Source organism: Nonomuraea sp. NPDC050691 (genome assembly GCF_040654455.1).
GTDB lineage: Bacteria > Actinomycetota > Actinomycetes > Streptosporangiales > Streptosporangiaceae > Nonomuraea.
In genome coordinates this window covers 72,394-89,039 of record NZ_JBFAIA010000015.1, presented here as the reverse complement: position 1 = coordinate 89,039, position 16,646 = coordinate 72,394, and the positions used below count along the sequence as shown (strand labels likewise).

Sequence of the window (16,646 nt, the reverse complement as noted above, 5' to 3'; positions counted from 1 at the left end):
GATGCCCCGACGAGCAGCGAGCCCGTCTACGCGTACGGGTCGCGGCCGGCGGCGATGGCCTGGAGGAGGCGCTTGGTGTGGGCGTGGACCGCCTGGTGGAGGCCGTGGCCGAAGCTGACCCGGGCCACCCCCAGCTCAGCCAGCCGCGCCAGAGGAGGCGTCCCCGGCCGGAAGAGGACGTTGACCGGCGCCCCGATCTCCGCGACCAGGCGCTCGATCTCCTTCTCGCCGTCCGCCCCGATCGGGTACACGCAGTCGGCGCCCGCGTCCAGGTATCGCCGCGCCCGGTCCACGGCCGCCGCGCGGCTCCCGTCGCCGCCGATGTGCGTGTCCACCCGGGCGTTGATCACCAGCCGGGACCCGGCGGCGGCCCGTACCCCGGCCAGGAACTCCGCCTGCCTCTCCGGGTCGACGAGCTCGCCGGTACGGGGATCGGAGTCCTCCAGGTTGCAGCCCACGGCCCCGGCCGCCAGCAGCCGCTCGGCCAACTCGGCGGGGTCGAGGCCGTAGCCGCGCTCGACGTCGGCGGTGACCGGCACCGGGACGGCCCTGGCGATGCGGCCGATGGCGGCCATCATCTCGGCGGCGGGCGTCCGTTCACCGTCCTCGTACCCGAGGACCGGCGCCACCGCCGCGCTGCCCGTGGCCACCACGGGGAACCCCGCCTCCACCACGGCCCGCGCCGAGGCGGCGTCCCAGGCGTTCGGCAGGATCAAGGGGTCGCCCGGCACGTGCAGCCGCCGCAGGGACGCGGCGGCGTCCTCCGCGTCCCTGCGCTCGACCGTCTCGGCGGCGCCCGCCGTGGCGGCCTCGCCGGCCGCTGCCCGGCCGCCGCGCTCCTCGTCTCTCCTCGTACCGCTCATGCCGCTCATGCCGCTCATGCCGCTCATGCCGCTCATGCAGCGACCCTAGGCGCGCGGTGAGCCGGACCCCAGGTCCACTGCGCGGATGAAGGGGCGAACCACTTGGGGACGCCTCAGCAGCCGCTCGTGGCGCACTGGCCGGCGACCTGACCGGCCGGGCCGTCGGCGGCGCCGTCGGACGGGTCGCCCTGCTGGTCCTGCGGCGGCTTGGCGGGCGAGGCCGTGGGCTTCTTCGCCGTGCCCGTGCCCGTCGTGCTGTCCTTGCCCGCCGAGCCCGTGTCGGACCGCGTGGTCGTGCCGGAGTCGGAGGGATTCTTCGCGGTGCCGGTGTCGGCCGTGCCCTCGTCGGCGGGGTCGTCCGTGATGGCGTCGCCCATGGCGGCCTCTTCGTCGTCCGCCAGCCCGTCGTCCGCCTCCGGGGAGCCCTGCCGGTCGCCGCCGCCCTGGTCGACGGGCCCGTCCTGCTGGTCGGCGCCGTCCTGGTGGGCGTTTCCGTTCGGCTGCGCGGACCCGTTCTGCTGCGCGCCCGGCAGGCCGCCTCCCGCCACGACGAACCCGACACCACCCGCGGCGAGCACCGCCACGAGCACCGACGCGGCGATGAGGAGGGTCTTGCGGCTCTTGGGGCTGGTACGAGCGGACCTGGGCGGTCTGCGATCGTCGCCCGGTCCTGTCAGGATCTCCTGGCGATCCGGCTCGTTCGGATCATGCATGGTGACACAACTCCCTGCGGTCGTATCGGGAAAGCTCGCCGGCTTCCGCGGGTGATGGACCACACTAGCCGCATCAGTGGAATGCTCGCCCACCCATCACGAGGGAATCACGAATTGTCGCGTTTCAAGGGCATTCGCGCAGGTAGTCAGGACCGCATGGCGCCGGCGGCGAGCGTGGCCGGCGTGCTCATGATCGCCGGAATGGGCGTCGTGCTGGCGTTCGTCGGCACCCCTCGAACCGCCCAGAAAAGCACGCCGGCGAATGATCGGATAAGCCGGCTTACCGGTGATGCGAGCATTCCCGCGCCACCCCACGCGCGCCGGCGGGGACGGGCGGAGTGGCCTGCCGACTGGGCGGGCACCTGGCCGGGGCCCACGTCACAGCCCGCGCCGGCCCTCGCGGGCGACCCCGCCCCGCCCGGCCCGGACAGGCGGCTCGAACGCGTCAGCCCACCGGCCCGCGAGCGCGGCAAGAAGCGGCGTCCGCCCACGCTCGGAGAGCCTCCGGTGATGTCCCCGTGGGTCGCGCCGCCGCTGGGACGAGAAGAAGCCGGGCCGGTCGTCGAAGGCACGCCCCGGGAGAGCGTGATGCCGGAAGCGGCCGGCGAGCCGGCGCCCGCCGCGCGGGTGGCCGCTTCGCCGTCTCCCGCCCCGGCCGCGCCCCCGCATCCTCGTGCGACCCCCGTACCGGACGTGGAGCCCGAGACCGTGGCGCCACCCGAGCCCGCCGAGCGCCGCCGCCAGGAACCCGAGGACACCGAGCGCCGCCGGGAACCGGAGGACGCGGGACGCGCCGGGACCGCCGACCGGCTTCCCGCGCCCGACCCGTGCGCGACGTTCCCCGACGTCCGGCGGGACTACTGCTACCGCCTCCTCGGCGGCCGGTGAGGCCCTCGCGCAGGCTCAGGTGCCGGCAGCCGGCCGGGAAGGCCGCACAGCCCGGGAGGGACCCCGGCTCAGGCCGGGCAGCCGCCCACGGACGCGGCGGGCGCGGCGGCCGGGCGGCCGATGGACGGCATGCCCAGCATGACGCCCTTGGCGTCCGGCGAGGAGGCGCCCTGACGGGCCTCCCAGGCGTCGCCGGCCCGGGTGCGGCGCAGCCCGAGGACCGCGCCGTCGGCCACCAGGTGGTGCGGCGCCGCGTAGGTGACCTCGACGGTCACCATGTCGCCGGGCCGCGGCGTCTCCTGGCCAGCGGCGAAGTGGACCAGGCGGTTGTCGGGGGCGCGGCCGGACAGCCGCCGCGTGGCGTCGTCCTTGCGGCCCTCGCCCTCGGCGACCAGCACCTCCAGCGTGCGGCCGACCTGCTTCTTGTTCTCCTCCCAGGAGATCTCCTCCTGGAGCGCGACGAGCCGCTCGTAGCGCTCCTGGACGACCTCCTTGGGGATCTGGTCGTCCATGGTGGCCGCCGGGGTGCCGGGGCGGATGGAGTACTGGAAGGTGAAGGCGTTGGCGAAGCGGCTCTGCCGGACGACGTCGAGGGTGGCCTGGAAGTCCTCCTCGGTCTCGCCGGGGAAGCCGACGATGATGTCGGTGGAGATGGCCGCGTCGGGCATGGCCGCGCGGACCCGCTCGATGATCCCGAGGTAGCGCTCGGCGCGGTAGGAGCGGCGCATGGCCTTGAGGATCCGGTCGGAGCCCGACTGGAGCGGCATGTGGAGCTGGTGCATGACGTTGGGCGTCTCGGCCATGGCGGCGATCACGTCGTCGGTGAACGCGGCCGGGTGCGGGGAGGTGAAGCGGACCCGCTCCAGCCCCTCGATGCCGCCGCAGGCCCGCAGCAGCTTGCCGAACGCCAGCCGGTCGCCGAACTCGACGCCGTAGGTGTTGACGTTCTGGCCGAGCAGGGTGACCTCCAGCACGCCCTGGCCGACCAGGGTCTCGACCTCGGCGAGGACGTCGCCGGGACGCCGGTCCTTCTCCTTGCCGCGCAGCGACGGCACGATGCAGAACGTGCACGTGTTGTTGCAGCCGACGGAGATGGCCACCCAGGCGGCGTAGGCCGACTCACGCTTGGTGGGCAGCGTCGAGGGGAAGACCTCGAGCGACTCCTTCAGCTCCACCTGCGCCTCGCCGGCGACGCGGGCCCGCTCCAGCAGCACCGGCAGCGAACCGATGTTGTGGGTGCCGAAGACGACGTCCACCCAGGGGGCCCTGCGGACGATCTCGCCCTGGTCCTTCTGCGCCAGGCAGCCGCCCACGGCGATCTGCATGCGCGGATTGCCGACCTTGGCGGGACGCAGATGGCCGAGGTTGCCGTAGAGGCGGTTGTCGGCGTTCTCGCGCACGGCGCACGTGTTGAACACGACCACGTCGGCGGTCTCGCCGTCGGCCGCGCGCACGTAGCCGGCGTCCTCCAGCAGGCCAGACAGGCGCTCGGAGTCGTGCACGTTCATCTGGCACCCGTACGTGCGGACCTCGTACGTGCGGGGGCTCTCCTGGGTCACATTCATGGCGCGTTCTAGGGTAGTCCTTGCAGGGAGATGAGAGACCGTGTGGGCCCAAAAGTCCAGCTCGGTGGCATGATGTGATCGGATCGGTACCACCTGGTTAGTGCGCAGCGTCCTAACGCACCCTAGGTTTTGACCCATGACGGAGAACGGGGACGTGACTCCACTGGTCAAGCTGGAGCACGTCGACAAGCACTTCGGGGCGTTGCACGTCCTGAGGGACATCAACCTGACCGTCTCCCGTGGCGAGGTCCTCGTCGTGATCGGCCCTTCGGGTAGCGGTAAGTCGACGCTCTGCCGGGCGATGAACCGGCTGGAGACGATAGACAGCGGGCAGATCATCTTCGACGGACAGCCCCTGCCGGCCGAGGGCAAGGCGCTGGCGCGCCTGCGCTCCGAGGTCGGCATGGTGTTCCAGTCGTTCAACCTCTTCGCGCACAAGACCATCCGCGAGAACGTCACCCTGGGGCCGCTCAAGGTCCGCAAGGTGGCCAAGGACGCGGCGGACAAGCGCGCGATGGAGCTGCTGGAGCGCGTCGGGATCGCGGCCCAGGCGGACAAGTATCCCGCGCAGCTGTCCGGCGGACAGCAGCAACGGGTGGCGATCGCCAGGGCGCTCGCCATGGACCCGAAGATGATCCTGTTCGACGAGCCGACCTCCGCTCTGGACCCGGAAATGGTCCAGGAGGTGCTCGACGTCATGGTCGGGCTGGCACGTGACGGGATGACGATGGTGGTCGTCACGCATGAGATGGGGTTCGCCCGCAGGGCCGCCAACCGGGTGGTGTTCATGGCCGACGGGCAGATCGTGGAGGAGAACACCCCGGACGAGTTCTTCACCAACGCGCAGACCGACCGGGCGCGTGACTTCCTGTCGAAGATTCTCACGCACTGACTATTAAGGTGGGTACACATGCACATGCGTCGAACCGGAGCAGTGCTCTCCATTGCGGCGATGGTGGGCGGTCTGGCCGCGTGCGGAGGCGGTGACAAGACTTACGCCAACGTGGTGGACAAGATCAAAGATGGCGGGAACCTGGTCGTCGGCACCAAGTGGGATCAGCCGAGCCTGGGCCTGAAGAAGGGCGCCGAGCCGGAGGGCTTCGACGTCGACGTGGCCAAGGCCGTGGTGAAGGAGCTGGCGGGCGGCAAGGACGTCAAGATCACGTGGAAGGAGTCGGCGTCGTCCAACCGCGAGCCGTTCCTGGCCAACGGCACCGTTGACCTCGTCGTCGCCACGTACTCCATCACGGAGGACCGCAAGAAGAAGGTCACCTTCGGCGGGCCCTATGTCATCGCCCACCAGGACGTGATGACGCGCAAGGATGACACCTCGATCAACTCGCCGCAGGACCTCAAGGGCAAGAAGATCTGCAAGGCCGCGGGCTCCAACTCCTACAAGCGGATCACCGACCCGCCGCCGGACGGCCAGCTCGACCTCGACGCGACCACGGTCGACGCCGCCAACTACTCCGAGTGCGTGCAGAAGCTGGGCGGCAGCAACCTCGACGCGGTCACCACCGACGACCTGATCCTGGCGGGCTTCGCCAAGCAGGCGGGCGGCAACTTCAAGGTGCTGGGCCAGGGCTTCACGGACGAGAAGTACGGCATCGGCCTGAAGAAGGGCGACACCAAGACCTGTGAGGCCGTCAACACCGCGGTGAAGAAGCTGTGGGACGACGGCACCATGAAGCAGCTGCTGGAGAAGTGGTTCGGTGGCATCCAGGGTCTGAAGCTGTCCGAGACCGCGCCGCCGGCCGAGGGCTGCGCCTAGTCACACGTCCGAGGCGGCGGCCGGTGACCCGGTCGCCGCCGTCCTATGCGGTGGAGCACGATGGACGAACTTATTTCCTATGCGCCCGAGCTCGCACAGGGGTTCCTGGAGAACGTCAAGCTCGCCCTGGTGGCACTGGTCGTCTCCGTCATCCTCGGCACGGTTCTGGTGGCGATGCGCGTCTCGCCGACCCCGGTCCTGCGCGTGGCGGGCACGGTGTACGTCAACGTGGTGCGCAACACCCCTCTGACGCTGGTGCTGGCCTTCTCGGCGCTCGGCCTGAGCGACCAGCTCGGACTGGTCTTCTCGGACGTACCGCGGACCAACTCCTTCTGGATCGTGGCGTTGGGTCTGTCGGCCTACACCGCGGCCTTCGTCTGCGAGGCGCTGCGCGCCGGCATCAACACAGTGCCGATGGGGCAGGCCGAGGCGGCCCGGGCGGTCGGGCTGACCTTCTTCCAGACCCTGACCATGATCATCCTGCCGCAGGCGTTCCGGGCGGTCATCGCCCCGCTGGGCAGCGTGATCATCGCCATGATCAAGAACACGACGGTCGCGACCGCGGGCGGTTACCTCGCCGATGTCGCGGCGACGATGAAGGAGGTCTTCGACACGACCGGCGCCTCCATCCCGATCTTCCTCGGCGTGGTCGCGGCCTTCATGCTGCTGGTCCTGCCGATCGGATACTTCACCGGGTGGCTGTCCCGGAGGCTGGCGGTGGTCCGATGAGCACGGCCGTCCTGTTCGACACCCCCGGGCCGCGCGCCCGGGTGCGCAACCACCTGCTCACGGTCGTCAGCGTCATCCTGGTGGCCGCCGCCCTGTACGGCGTCTACCGCGGCTTCGACGCCAAGGGGCAGTGGGAAGGCAAGATCTGGGAGCCGTTCCTCCAGGCCACGACCTGGCAGGAGTTCATCATCCCGGGTCTGATCGGCACGCTGAAGGCCGCGGCGGCCGCCGCGGTGCTGGCGCTGCTCTTCGGCGCGGTCTTCGGCCTGGCCAGGCTGTCCGACCATGCCTGGATCCGCGTCCCGGCGGGCCTGGTGGTGGAGGTCTTCCGCGCCATCCCGCTGCTGCTGCTGATCTTCTTCATCTTCTACCTGGCGCCCAGCGTGATGGGCGGCGGCGACTACGCCTTCTTCGCCGTGGTGCTCGGCCTGACCCTGTACAACGGCTCGGTACTGGCCGAGGTGGTGCGGGCAGGCGTGCTCTCGGTGGCCAAGGGGCAGTCGGAGGCGGCCTACGCCATCGGCATGCGCAAGAACCAGGTGATGCGGCTGGTGCTGCTCCCGCAGGCCGTCACGGCGATGATGCCGGCGATCGTCAGCCAGCTCGTGGTACTGCTCAAGGACACCGCGCTCGGCTACATCATCGCGTACGTCGACCTGCTCAACACCGGCTTCAAGATCCTGCCCGCGGTGTTCTTCGGTTCGCTGATCCCGGCTGCCATCGTCATCGGGATCATCTACGTGGCGCTCAACATGTCGCTGAGCTACCTGGCGACCTGGCTGGAGCGGCGCACACGGCGCAGCCGCAAGCTGACCACCGGCCCGGTCGAGCCGCCCAGCGCCATGGCGGCGGTGGGAACCGGCCAGCCGACCGGCGGCGGCCCCATCATCGACTGAAGCCCTCCGGGGCACGGGTTCACGAGGGGCGGTCACCTGCTGGGGTGACCGCCTCTCACTGTTCCCGATCTTCCGGCAGGATGCCCCTATGCCCTTCTGGCCCTCCCCCATCTCCACGACCGACGTCGCCCGGTCCGGGCTCCGTCCGTCCTGGCCCATCGCCCGTGACGGGCAGGTGTGGTGGACCGAGGACCGGCCCGACGAGGGCGGGCGCACGACGATCGTGCGCCGCGCCGCCGACGGCACCCGCCGCGAGCTGCTGGCCGCGCCGTGGTGCGCGCGCACCCGGGTCCACGAGTACGGCGGGCGCCCCTACGCGGTGACGCCCGCCGGCGAGGTGGTCTTCTGCAACCTCGCCGACCAGCGGCTCTACCTCGGCCACGACGACCCCGTGCCCCTCACCCCGCTGGGCGACGGGTCCCGCTACGCCGACCTGCTCGTCCGCGACGGCCGGGTGTGGTGCGTGCGCGAACGCCACCACGACGGCAAGGTGACCCGCTCCGTCGTCTCGTTCGCCCTCGACGCCCCGGGCGATTTGCGCGAGCACGTCACCGGCGCCGACTTCTACGCCTTCCCCACCCTCTCCCCCGACGGGCGCCACCTGGCCTTCGTCTGCTGGGACCACCCCCTCATGCCGTGGGACGGCACCGAGCTGCGCGTCACCCGCCTGTCCGACGGCGCCACGTGGACGGTCGCGGGCAGCCCGTCCGAGTCGGTCCTCGCGCCCCAGTGGAAGGACGACGGCCACCTCTACCTGGTCTCCGACCGCTCCGGCTGGTGGAACCTGCACGAGGCGCCGGTGCACGGCGGCCCCTCCCGGGCCCTGCACCCGGCCGAGGAGGAGTTCGCGGGGCCGCTGTGGCGGCTGGGCGGCCTGCCGTACACCGTGCTCGGCGACGGGCGGCTCGCGGTGCTGCACGGGCGCGGCGACCTGCGGCTCGGCGTGCTCGACCCGCGGACGGGGGCGCTGCGCGACCTCGACGCGCCCTGCGAGGGGTGGGACCCGGCGCTGGCCGCGGACGGCGGGGCGCTGGTCGGAGTCGGGTACGGTCCCACGGCGCCGCGGACCGTCCTGCGGGTGGACACGGCGACGGGACGGGCCGAGACGCTGGCGTGCGACGCCGAGCGGCTGCCCGATCCGGCCTGGCTGCCGTCACCGCGGGCGGTGGAGCTGCCCGGCCGCGAGGGCCGCCGCGTCCACGCCCACCTCTACCCGCCGACCGGCGGCGAGCCCGGCGTAGCTCCCCCGTACGTGGTCTTCGTGCACGGCGGCCCGACCGCGCACGCGGGCATCGCGCTCGACCTGGAGAAGGCCCTGCTCACCTCCCGCGGCATCGGCGTCCTCGACGTGGACTACGGCGGTTCCACCGGCTACGGCCGGGCCTACCGCGAGCTGCTGCGGGGCCGGTGGGGCGTCGTCGACGTCGAGGACGTCGTCGCGGCGGCCGAATGGCTGTCCACCGAGGGCCTGGCCGACCCCGCCCGGGTCGCCGTGCGCGGCGGCAGCGCGGGCGGCTGGACCGTGATGGCCGCCTGCTGCCGGTCGGGCGCGTTCGCGGGCGGCGTCTCCTACTACGGCGTCAGCGCCCTGGCTCCGCTCATCAGCCACACCCACGACTTCGAGTCGCGTTACGTCGAGTGGCTGGTCGGCCCGGAGGACGCCGGTCTGTACGCCGCGCGCGAGCCGCTCGCCCTGGTCGGCGGGGTGACCTGCCCCATGCTGCTCCTCCAGGGGCTCGACGACCCGATCGTGCCGCCCGAGCAGTCGGCGGCCTTCGCCGACGCGCTGGCGGAGCGCGGGGTGCCGTGCACGTATCTCGCGTTCGAGGGCGAGTCGCACGGGTTCCGCCGCGCGGAGACCCGCGCCACCGCCCTCGCCGCCGAGCTGGCCTTCTACCAGCAGATCTTCAGCTAGACCCCGGGGAAAGGCATCAGCCCTCGCGGTGGGGGGCGTCAGCCCTTGCGCCACTCCCCCGATCCGAGCGCGCCGGCCGCCTGCGGCCCCATCAGGCCGAGCCCGCCGTCCACGAACACCGTCGACCCGGTCACGTACGACGCCGCCGGGCTCGCCAGGAACGCCACCACGGCGGCCACCTCGTGGGCGTCGCCCGGCCGGTTGATCGGGTAGCCGGGTCTGGTGCCGACCTGCGGCGGCAGGTCGTCCTGGCCCGTCATGGGCGTGGCGATCTCGCCCGGGGCCACGGTGTTGACGGTGATCCCGTACTCGGACAGCTCCAGCGCGAGGACACGGCTGAGCATCCGCAGCCCGCCCTTGGCCGCGCAGTACGGGCCCGCCCCCACCCGGGGGTACTCCTCGTGGACGCTGGTCACGCTCACGATGCGGCCGCCGCGGCCCGTCCGGGCCATCCGCCGGGCGGCCCGCTGCGCGCACAGGAACGGCCCGTCGAGGTCCACCGCGAGAACCGACCGCCAGCGTTCGTAGTCCATGTCGAGCAGCGGCTCGGCGCTGCCGGTGCCCGCGTTGTTGACCAGCACGCCGAGGCCGCCGAGCTCCTCGGCGAGGTCGTCCACGATCTGCGCGGCGCTCTCGGGGTCGGTCAGGTCGTGTTGGCGCACGGTGGCGGCCTTGCCCAGGTCGCGCACCTGCTTGGCGGTGTCCTCGGCTCCGTCGCTGTCGGAGTGGAAGGTGATCCCGATGTCGAACCCCTGCTCGGCCAGCGTCACGGCGGTGGCCTTGCCGATGCCGGAGTCGGCTCCCGTGATGATCGCGACCCGGTCGTAGCCCTCGGTCATGACTCTCCCCTCGTCGAAAGCGGGCCCGTGCCGGAGCCCCCGTCCTCTGGCGCGGCGCGCGCCCTCCGGCCTCCTGCCCGCGACGGGTCCGTCCACCCCTCAAGTCACCATCCCCCTGACAGGTCGCTGCCAGGGGGATGCCAGCGGGCCCGGACACCGTTGACGACATGAAGTACGCGATCGAAGCCGAAGGGCTCGTCAAGAGATACGGCGACAAGGCCGCGCTCGACGGCGTCGACCTGAGGGCCAGGACGGGCGCCGTGCTCGGCGTCCTGGGCCCGAACGGCGCGGGCAAGACCACGGCGGTCCGCATCCTCGCCACCCTGGCCGCCCCCGACGCGGGCCACGCCCTGGTCGGCGGGTACGACGTGACCCGCCAGGCCGGCAAGGTACGCGAGCTGATCGGCCTGACCGGCCAGTACGCCTCGGTCGACGAGAAGCTGACCGGCACCCAGAACCTGCTGCTGATGGGCCGCCTGCTCGGCCTGTCCAGGTCGGAGGCCCGGGCCAGGGCGGCGGAGCTGCTGGCCCGCTTCGGCCTGGAGGAGGCGGCCGGCCGCGCGGCGAGCGGCTACTCGGGCGGCATGCGCCGCCGCCTCGACCTGGCGGTCAGCCTGGTGAGCCGCCCGCGCATCCTGTTCCTCGACGAGCCGACCACGGGGCTCGACCCCCACGCCCGCGGCGAGCTGTGGGACGTGGTCAGGGAGCTGACCGCCGACGGCGTGACCGTGCTGCTGACCACCCAGTACCTGGAGGAGGCCGACCAGCTCGCCGACGACCTGCTGGTCATCGACCGGGGCCGGGTCGCCGCCGCCGGGACGCCCGACGAGCTCAAGGCGCTGGCGGGCGGGCACCGGCTCGACGTCAAGCCGTTGCGCGCCGCCGACCTGGAGAAGGCCGAGACGATCCTCGGCGCGAAGGCCGTGGGCGGGGTGGTGAGCATCCCGGTGCACGACCTGGCCGAGCCGCCGGCCACGCTGCGGGCGCTCGACGACGCGGGCATCGTGCTCGCCGGGCACGCCCTGCGCCTGCCCTCACTGGACGACGTCTTCCTCACCCTGACCGGAGACCCCCGATGACCACCGCGCTTTCTCAAGGGCTGACGCTGGCCTGGCGCAGCCTGATCCCGCTCAGGAACAGTCCCGGCCAGCTTCTGGGCATGCTGTTCCAGCCCGTCTTCATGATCGTCATCTTCGTGTACCTGTTCGGCGGCGCCGCTGGGGGCGACCGCGCGGGCGCGGTGGCGTACATGCTGCCCGGCGTGCTCGTCCAGGTGGCGCTGATGTCGACGATCACCACCGGCATGAACCTGGCCACCGACATCGGCAACGGTGTGTTCGACAGGTTCAGGACCATGCCGATCGCCAGGTCGGCGCCGCTCGCGGGACGCGTCATGGCGGACCTGCTCACGCTGCTGATCACGATCGCGATGTCCATGATCGTGGGGTACGCCGTCGGCTTCCGCGTCACGACGGACCCGATCGGCGCGCTGGCGGGGCTCGGCCTGGTCCTGCTGCTGGCCATGGCGTTGAGCTGGGGCTCGGCCTGGATCGGGCTGGTGGCCAAGTCCGTCACGTCGATGCAGGGCATCTCGACGGCCGTCCTGCTGCCCCTCACGTTCGGCAGCAGCGCCTTCGTGCCCGCCACCGACATGCCCGGCTGGCTGACCTGGTGGATGTCCGTCAACCCCGTCTCCCATCTGGCCGGCGCCCTGCGCGGGTTCCTGACCGGCGGCCTGCACGGCTCGGACGTGTGGATCACGCTCGGCTGGACCGCCGCGCTGCTCGCCCTCTTCGTCCCTCTCGCCCTTCGCGCTTACAACAGGAGAGTCCGATGATCGAGACCACCGAGACCATGACCGCCCGCGACGGCGTCGAGCTCGTGTCGACGCTGTGGCGGCCCGCCGCTGATCGTCGCGGACCCGGCGACAGTGGGCACGGGCGCTTCCCCGTGCTGCTCTCACGCACCCCGTACGGCCGGGCCGTCGAGGGCCCCGGATTCCATCTCGACGTGCCCCGCCTCGTGGCCGCCGGGTACGCGGTCGTCCTGCAGGACGTGCGCGGCACAGGCGCCTCGCAGGGCGAGTTCCGGTTCATCGGTGGGGAGGCGGCCGACGGCTACGACACGGTCCGGTGGGCGGCGACCGCGCCATGGTCCGACGGAAATGTCGGAATGTATGGGGATTCGTACCTGGGCATCACCCAGCTGCTCGCGGCCCAGGAGCGGCCGGAGGGCCTCAGGGCCATCGCGCCGCACGTCTCCCCCGCCGGCCTGTACGAATGCGTCTACCAGCCGGGCGGCGTCCCCAACCTCAACATCATCCTCACCGTCAGCGCGATGGTGCTCGCCGTGGACGAGCTGGACCGCCGGATCTCCCGGGGCACGGCCACGCAGGAGGACAAGGACAGGTACATGGCGGCCATCGGCCTGCCCGACCGGATCGACGAGCGCCTGCTGGAGCTCTCCGGGCGGCTGCCGCTCAGCGACCAGCCGCTGCTGGCGGACCTGGTGCCCTTCTACGCCTCGTGGATGGAGCACCCCGACCCGCTGGACCCGCTCTGGCGGGGCGGGGTCGTCGACCACTCCAGGATCGAGGTACCCGCGCTGGTCAGCACCGGCTGGTACGACTACTTCCGCGACGGCTCCATCGAGCACTACGAGCGGCTGCGCGGTGAGTCCCGGCTGATCGTGGGCCCGTGGACGCACTTCTCCCACGAGCGGGACATCTGCGGGCGCGACTACGGCGACCAGGCGAGCCAGGAGGCCGTCGACTGGACCGGGGCGCACCTCGACTGGTTCGACCACTGGCTGCGCGGGGCCCCCATGCGCGACCAGGCTCGCGTGAAGATCTTCGTGATGGGCGACGACGCCTGGCGCGAGGAGGACGACTGGCCGATCTCGCGGGCCCGGCGCGTCCTGTACCACCTGGGCTTCGACGGGACGCTGAGCACGAGGCCGGTGGAGGGCGGCTCCGCCGAGTTCGTCAGCGACCCCGGTGACCCGGTGCCGACGCTCGGCGGGGCGGTCATGACGTTCGCCGCGTTCGGCCCGCTCGACCAGCGGCCCCTCGACGAGCGCGGCGACGTGCTGCGCCACCGGACCGAGCCGCTCGGCGTGCGGGTGGAGGTGAGCGGCGAGGTCGAGCTGGTCGCGCGCGTCTCCTCCACCGCCACGAGCGCGGACCTCACGGCCAAGCTGATCGACGTCCACCCCGACGGGCGGGCCGAGCTGCTGACCGACGGCGTCGCGAGGGTGGACGGCCTCGTGCCCGGCGAGGTGCGCGAGGTCACGGTGCGGCTCGGCGCGATCTCCAACGCGTTCCGGCCAGGCCACCGGATCAGGATCGACGTGGCGGGCTCGAACTTCCCCAGGTTCGGCCGGAACCCGGAGAAGGGCACCACCACGCTGCACGGCCCCTCCTACGTCGTGCTGCCCACCATCCCGTAGACCTCCTCCCTCGACATGGCCGCGCCCTTGGCGAAGCACTCCTCGAAGTGCTCGCCGCCGAGCGCGGCCCTGGCCGATTCCAGGCCCTCCAACGTGTCGAGCGAGGTGTCGCGCGGCTCGATCGCCGACGACGCGCCGAACAGCACGGCGGCCCGCTCCTGATCGCCCGCGACCTGCGCGGCCAGCGCGAACCCGGCCAGCACCAGCGACAGCATCGGCCGGTCGGGGTTGCCCGCGCCAAGTGTTCCAAGGGCCAGCCGGTGCTGCTCGATCGCGGCGTCCAGCTCGCCGCTCCGTGCCAGCGCCCGGCCGTACGCGGTCCTGAGCCCGGCGGCGAGCTGCACCACGGGCGGAGCCTGCGAGAGCACGTCGAACAGGCCGCGGTAGATCTCCAACCCGCGGTCCAGCTCGCCGCGCCGGCAGGCGTGGGCGGCCTCGCCCATCCCGAGCAGCAGCAGCGAGTGCGGCGTGGTCTCCTCGTCCACGCCGGCCCTGGCCCTCGCCAGGTCCTCGCCCGCGCCGTCCAGGTCGCCGCCGCGCATGCGCAGCTCCGCCAGCCTGATCAGGGTCGAGATCGCCTCGTCGGCGCCGACCCAGCGGCTGGTCATGCCCCAGACCTCGGCGATGATGTCGTCGGTCGGGGCGCCCCTGGCGGCCCGCAGCTCGGCCAGGCCGAGGAGCGCCTCGGTCAGCCCCCATCGGTCGCCGAGCTTCCTGAACCCGGCCACCGCCTGCTCGAGGTTCTCCTCGGTGCGGGGGCCCGGGCCGCCGATCATGAGGGCGGAGCTGGACAGCCAGGGATCGTCGCTCTTGACGTACCCTTCGAGGAGCTCGGCGGCCACCTCGTCACGGCCCGCGACGGCGGCCATGACGACCCTGCTGAGCTTGAGCATCGGGTGCAGCGGCCCCTCCCGCTCGGCCCGCTCGATCAGCAGGTCCATCCGGTGCGACAGCGCCAGCACGGCGGGCCGGTCGTTGGCGATCGTGCCGATCATGGAGACGCCGTACGCGAACATGCAGGCCGTGTAGGCCGCGGCCAGCCCGGGCGGCGGCTCGTCCCCCACCAGTTCGAGCACCTGAACGGCCCAGGCCGTGCTCTCCCGCCGGTAGCCGCACATCCACCAGTACCAGTTGAGCGCCCCGCACAGCCGCAGCGCGGTCTCGACGTCCCGCTCGTCGATCGCCCAGCGCAGCGCGGCGGCGAAGTCGTCGCGCTCGGGCGCCATCCGCTCGAGCCAGACGGTCTGCGCGGCGGTGCGCAGCTCGGGCACCGCCCGTTCGGCCAGGTCCAGCAGATACGCCGCGTGCCGCCGCCGGTACTCGCCGGCCTCCCCCGCCTCGGCCAGCCGTTCGAGGGCGTAGGCACGGATGGTCTCCAGCATGGAGTAGCGGCCCTCGGGCGAGAGCTGGACCAGCGACTTGTCGGCGAGCGCGCCCAGCACGTCCGCCGTCCCCCCGCAGACCGCCTCGACCGCCTCCAGCGTCGCGCCGCCCGCGAACACGCCGAGCCGCCTGGCCAGCACCCGCTCCTCCGCGTCCAGCAGGTCCCAGCTCCACTCCACCACCGCTCTGAGCGTCTGCTGGCGCGGCAGCGCGGTCCTGCTGCCGCCGGTGAGGAGCTTGAACCGGTCGTCGATGCGGTCGGCGAGCTGCTGCGGCGTCATGGTGCGCAGGCGGGCCGCGGCCAGCTCGATGGCCAGCGGCATGCCGTCCAGCCGGCGGCAGAGCGCCACCACGGCGGCCACGTTCCCGTCGTCGATCGCGAACCCCGGCCGGGCGGCGGTGGCCCGGTCCAGCAGCAGCCGGACCGACGGATACGCCTCCGCCCGCGCGGGGTCCGCGCCGACGGGCGGCGGCGCGAGCGGCGGGATGGGCGCCAGGTGCTCGCCCGGCAGGTTGAGCGGCTCCCTGCTGGTGGCCAGCACCCGCAGGTCGGGGCATTCGGTCAGCAGCCGCTCGGCCAGCTCGGCGGCCGCGTCGACGAGGTGCTCGCAGTTGTCCAGGACGAGCAGCGCGGCTCGGCCCGCGACGGCCTCGGCCACCTGCGCCACCGGGTCGCCGCTGTCCGCGGGCATACGGTACGGCGGGCGGTCGTCCCGCAGCCCCAGCGCGTCGAGCACGGTGCCCATGACCTCTTTCGGGTCACTCACCGGGGCCAGCTCGACCATCCAGGCCGCATCGGCGGATCGCAGCGCCACCTCGGTGGCCAGCCTGGTCTTGCCCGCGCCGCCGGGGCCGACCAGCGTGACGACCCTGGCCCGGCCGAGCAGGGCGGCGAGCTGGTCCAGCTCGGCCTCGCGGCCGATGAAGCTGGTCCTCGGGGCCCGTACGTTGCCCCGCTGCCGGGCCTGGACCGGTGGCGCCTGCGCGCGTACCTCTCCTGAGATGACGGCCAGATGGGCGGCACGCAGCTCCGGTCCGGGATCCACGCCCAGCTCGTCGGCGAGCGTGCGGCGGGTGCGTTCGAACAGCTCCAGCGCCTCGGCCTGCCGCCCCTCGGCGGCCAGCGCCCGCATGGCCAGGGCGGCCAGCCGCTCGCGCAGCGGGTGCGCGGCGGCCTCCGCGGTCAGCTCCACCGGCGCCCCGGCCGCCAGCCGCGCCTCGGCGCGGGCCTCGACGGCGGTGAGGCGGTCCTGTTCCAGGGCGGCGGCCGCGTTCCCCAGGAGCGGCACCGTGGTGAGGTCCGCCAGCGCCGGTCCCCGCCAGAGCTCCAGGCCATCCCCGGTCCTGGCGGTTCTCCTGAACCGGAGGGCGTCCACGTCGTCCGGTTCCACGGCCAGCGCGTAGCCGCCCGGTCTGCTCTCCACCACCTCGTACGGGCGCAGCGCCACCCGCAGCCGCTTGACCAGCGTCTGGAGGGCGTTGGCCGCGTTGGCGGGGGGCTCGTCCGGCCACAGAGCGTCGATCAGCCGCTCCGCGGTGACGGTACGACCGGCTTCCAGGGCCAGGACGGCCAGCAGCGCCCGCAACCTGAACCCGCCGACCGCGACCGGTCCCTCGTCGCCCTCGACCTCCAACGG

At 72.7% G+C, this 16,646-nt stretch carries 14 protein-coding genes; 9 read left to right on the top strand and 5 right to left on the bottom strand.

Features of this window, described 5'->3' with window-relative positions:
- Positions 1 to 26: 26 nt before the first annotated feature.
- Together AB0H81_RS09505 and AB0H81_RS09500 are read right to left on the bottom strand one after the other, a co-directional pair.
- Positions 27 to 899, bottom strand: a complete 873-nt coding sequence (locus AB0H81_RS09505) for an isocitrate lyase/phosphoenolpyruvate mutase family protein (protein ID WP_358371584.1) — start codon at positions 897 to 899, stop codon at positions 27 to 29.
- A 77-nt stretch (positions 900 to 976) separates the two neighbouring features.
- Complete coding sequence (locus tag AB0H81_RS09500; RefSeq protein WP_358371581.1) at positions 977 to 1,576, bottom strand: hypothetical protein; 600 nt, start codon at positions 1,574 to 1,576, stop codon at positions 977 to 979.
- A gap of 510 nt (positions 1,577 to 2,086) precedes the next feature.
- Here AB0H81_RS09500 and AB0H81_RS09495 point away from each other — a divergent pair.
- The gene (locus AB0H81_RS09495; RefSeq protein WP_358371578.1) at positions 2,087 to 2,464 is read left to right on the top strand and encodes a hypothetical protein; all 378 of its coding nucleotides are present in this window, start codon (positions 2,087 to 2,089) and stop codon (positions 2,462 to 2,464) included.
- A gap of 68 nt (positions 2,465 to 2,532) precedes the next feature.
- Here AB0H81_RS09495 and miaB read toward each other — a convergent pair whose 3' ends face one another.
- Positions 2,533 to 4,029 (bottom strand): tRNA (N6-isopentenyl adenosine(37)-C2)-methylthiotransferase MiaB, encoded by a 1,497-nt coding sequence (gene miaB / locus AB0H81_RS09490; RefSeq protein WP_358371575.1) that lies wholly within the window; start codon positions 4,027 to 4,029, stop codon positions 2,533 to 2,535.
- A 136-nt stretch (positions 4,030 to 4,165) separates the two neighbouring features.
- Between miaB and AB0H81_RS09485 the strand changes: the two genes are divergently transcribed.
- The 5 genes from AB0H81_RS09485 to AB0H81_RS09465 all read left to right on the top strand — a co-directional run bounded on the left by AB0H81_RS09485 (position 4,166) and on the right by AB0H81_RS09465 (position 9,340).
- A complete protein-coding gene (locus AB0H81_RS09485; RefSeq protein WP_358371573.1) occupies positions 4,166 to 4,921 on the top strand; it encodes an amino acid ABC transporter ATP-binding protein in 756 nt (251 codons plus the stop codon).
- A gap of 18 nt (positions 4,922 to 4,939) precedes the next feature.
- Positions 4,940 to 5,800 carry a glutamate ABC transporter substrate-binding protein gene (locus AB0H81_RS09480; RefSeq protein ID WP_358371572.1) on the top strand — a complete coding sequence of 287 codons (861 nt, stop codon included), beginning with the start codon at positions 4,940 to 4,942 and terminating at the stop codon, positions 5,798 to 5,800.
- Positions 5,801 to 5,860: 60 nt separating this feature from the next.
- Positions 5,861 to 6,529 carry an amino acid ABC transporter permease gene (locus AB0H81_RS09475; protein ID WP_358371569.1) on the top strand — a complete coding sequence of 223 codons (669 nt, stop codon included), beginning with the start codon at positions 5,861 to 5,863 and terminating at the stop codon, positions 6,527 to 6,529.
- Complete coding sequence (locus tag AB0H81_RS09470; protein WP_358371566.1) at positions 6,526 to 7,425, top strand: amino acid ABC transporter permease; 900 nt, start codon at positions 6,526 to 6,528, stop codon at positions 7,423 to 7,425. The genes AB0H81_RS09475 and AB0H81_RS09470 overlap by 4 nt, the downstream gene beginning before the upstream one ends.
- 88 nt (positions 7,426 to 7,513) lie before the next feature.
- The gene (locus tag AB0H81_RS09465; protein WP_358371564.1) at positions 7,514 to 9,340 is read left to right on the top strand and encodes a prolyl oligopeptidase family serine peptidase; all 1,827 of its coding nucleotides are present in this window, start codon (positions 7,514 to 7,516) and stop codon (positions 9,338 to 9,340) included.
- Between the two features lie 38 nt (positions 9,341 to 9,378).
- Here the strand turns inward: AB0H81_RS09465 and AB0H81_RS09460 are convergent, their stop codons facing one another.
- Positions 9,379 to 10,179, bottom strand: coding sequence for an SDR family oxidoreductase (locus tag AB0H81_RS09460; RefSeq protein ID WP_358371561.1), 801 nt, complete (start codon positions 10,177 to 10,179; stop codon positions 9,379 to 9,381).
- 167 nt (positions 10,180 to 10,346) lie between these two features.
- Here AB0H81_RS09460 and AB0H81_RS09455 point away from each other — a divergent pair, with 167 nt between their 5' ends.
- From AB0H81_RS09455 to AB0H81_RS09445, 3 genes are read left to right on the top strand one after another with little or no spacing between them, the layout of a single operon-like run.
- Positions 10,347 to 11,258, top strand: a complete 912-nt coding sequence (locus tag AB0H81_RS09455; RefSeq protein WP_358371559.1) for an ATP-binding cassette domain-containing protein — start codon at positions 10,347 to 10,349, stop codon at positions 11,256 to 11,258.
- Positions 11,255 to 12,016, top strand: coding sequence for an ABC transporter permease (locus tag AB0H81_RS09450; RefSeq protein ID WP_358371557.1), 762 nt, complete (start codon positions 11,255 to 11,257; stop codon positions 12,014 to 12,016). The genes AB0H81_RS09455 and AB0H81_RS09450 overlap by 4 nt, the downstream gene beginning before the upstream one ends.
- Positions 12,013 to 13,626: a CocE/NonD family hydrolase gene (locus AB0H81_RS09445; protein ID WP_358371555.1), complete on the top strand. Its 1,614-nt coding sequence runs from the start codon at positions 12,013 to 12,015 to the stop codon at positions 13,624 to 13,626. The genes AB0H81_RS09450 and AB0H81_RS09445 overlap by 4 nt, the downstream gene beginning before the upstream one ends.
- On the opposite strand, the gene AB0H81_RS09440 is transcribed toward AB0H81_RS09445, so the two are convergent.
- On the bottom strand, positions 13,599 to 16,643 hold the full coding sequence (locus AB0H81_RS09440) for a BTAD domain-containing putative transcriptional regulator (protein WP_358371552.1): 3,045 nt from the start codon (positions 16,641 to 16,643) through the stop codon (positions 13,599 to 13,601). The two genes, AB0H81_RS09445 and AB0H81_RS09440, sit on opposite strands and share 28 nt — an antisense overlap.
- Positions 16,644 to 16,646 lie beyond the last annotated feature (3 nt).

Coding starts and splice junctions, on each gene's coding strand:
- AB0H81_RS09455 (WP_358371559.1), top strand. CDS start 10,347: ATGAAGTACGCGATCGAAGCCGAAGGGCTCGTCAAGAGATACGGCGAC.
- AB0H81_RS09500 (WP_358371581.1), bottom strand. CDS start 1,576: ATGCATGATCCGAACGAGCCGGATCGCCAGGAGATCCTGACAGGACCG.
- AB0H81_RS09475 (WP_358371569.1), top strand. CDS start 5,861: ATGGACGAACTTATTTCCTATGCGCCCGAGCTCGCACAGGGGTTCCTG.
- AB0H81_RS09465 (WP_358371564.1), top strand. CDS start 7,514: ATGCCCTTCTGGCCCTCCCCCATCTCCACGACCGACGTCGCCCGGTCC.
- AB0H81_RS09495 (WP_358371578.1), top strand. CDS start 2,087: ATGTCCCCGTGGGTCGCGCCGCCGCTGGGACGAGAAGAAGCCGGGCCG.
- AB0H81_RS09480 (WP_358371572.1), top strand. CDS start 4,940: ATGCACATGCGTCGAACCGGAGCAGTGCTCTCCATTGCGGCGATGGTG.
- miaB (WP_358371575.1), bottom strand. CDS start 4,029: ATGAATGTGACCCAGGAGAGCCCCCGCACGTACGAGGTCCGCACGTAC.
- AB0H81_RS09485 (WP_358371573.1), top strand. CDS start 4,166: ATGACGGAGAACGGGGACGTGACTCCACTGGTCAAGCTGGAGCACGTC.
- AB0H81_RS09445 (WP_358371555.1), top strand. CDS start 12,013: ATGATCGAGACCACCGAGACCATGACCGCCCGCGACGGCGTCGAGCTC.
- AB0H81_RS09460 (WP_358371561.1), bottom strand. CDS start 10,179: ATGACCGAGGGCTACGACCGGGTCGCGATCATCACGGGAGCCGACTCC.
- AB0H81_RS09505 (WP_358371584.1), bottom strand. CDS start 899: ATGAGCGGCATGAGCGGCATGAGCGGCATGAGCGGCATGAGCGGTACG.
- AB0H81_RS09470 (WP_358371566.1), top strand. CDS start 6,526: ATGAGCACGGCCGTCCTGTTCGACACCCCCGGGCCGCGCGCCCGGGTG.
- AB0H81_RS09450 (WP_358371557.1), top strand. CDS start 11,255: ATGACCACCGCGCTTTCTCAAGGGCTGACGCTGGCCTGGCGCAGCCTG.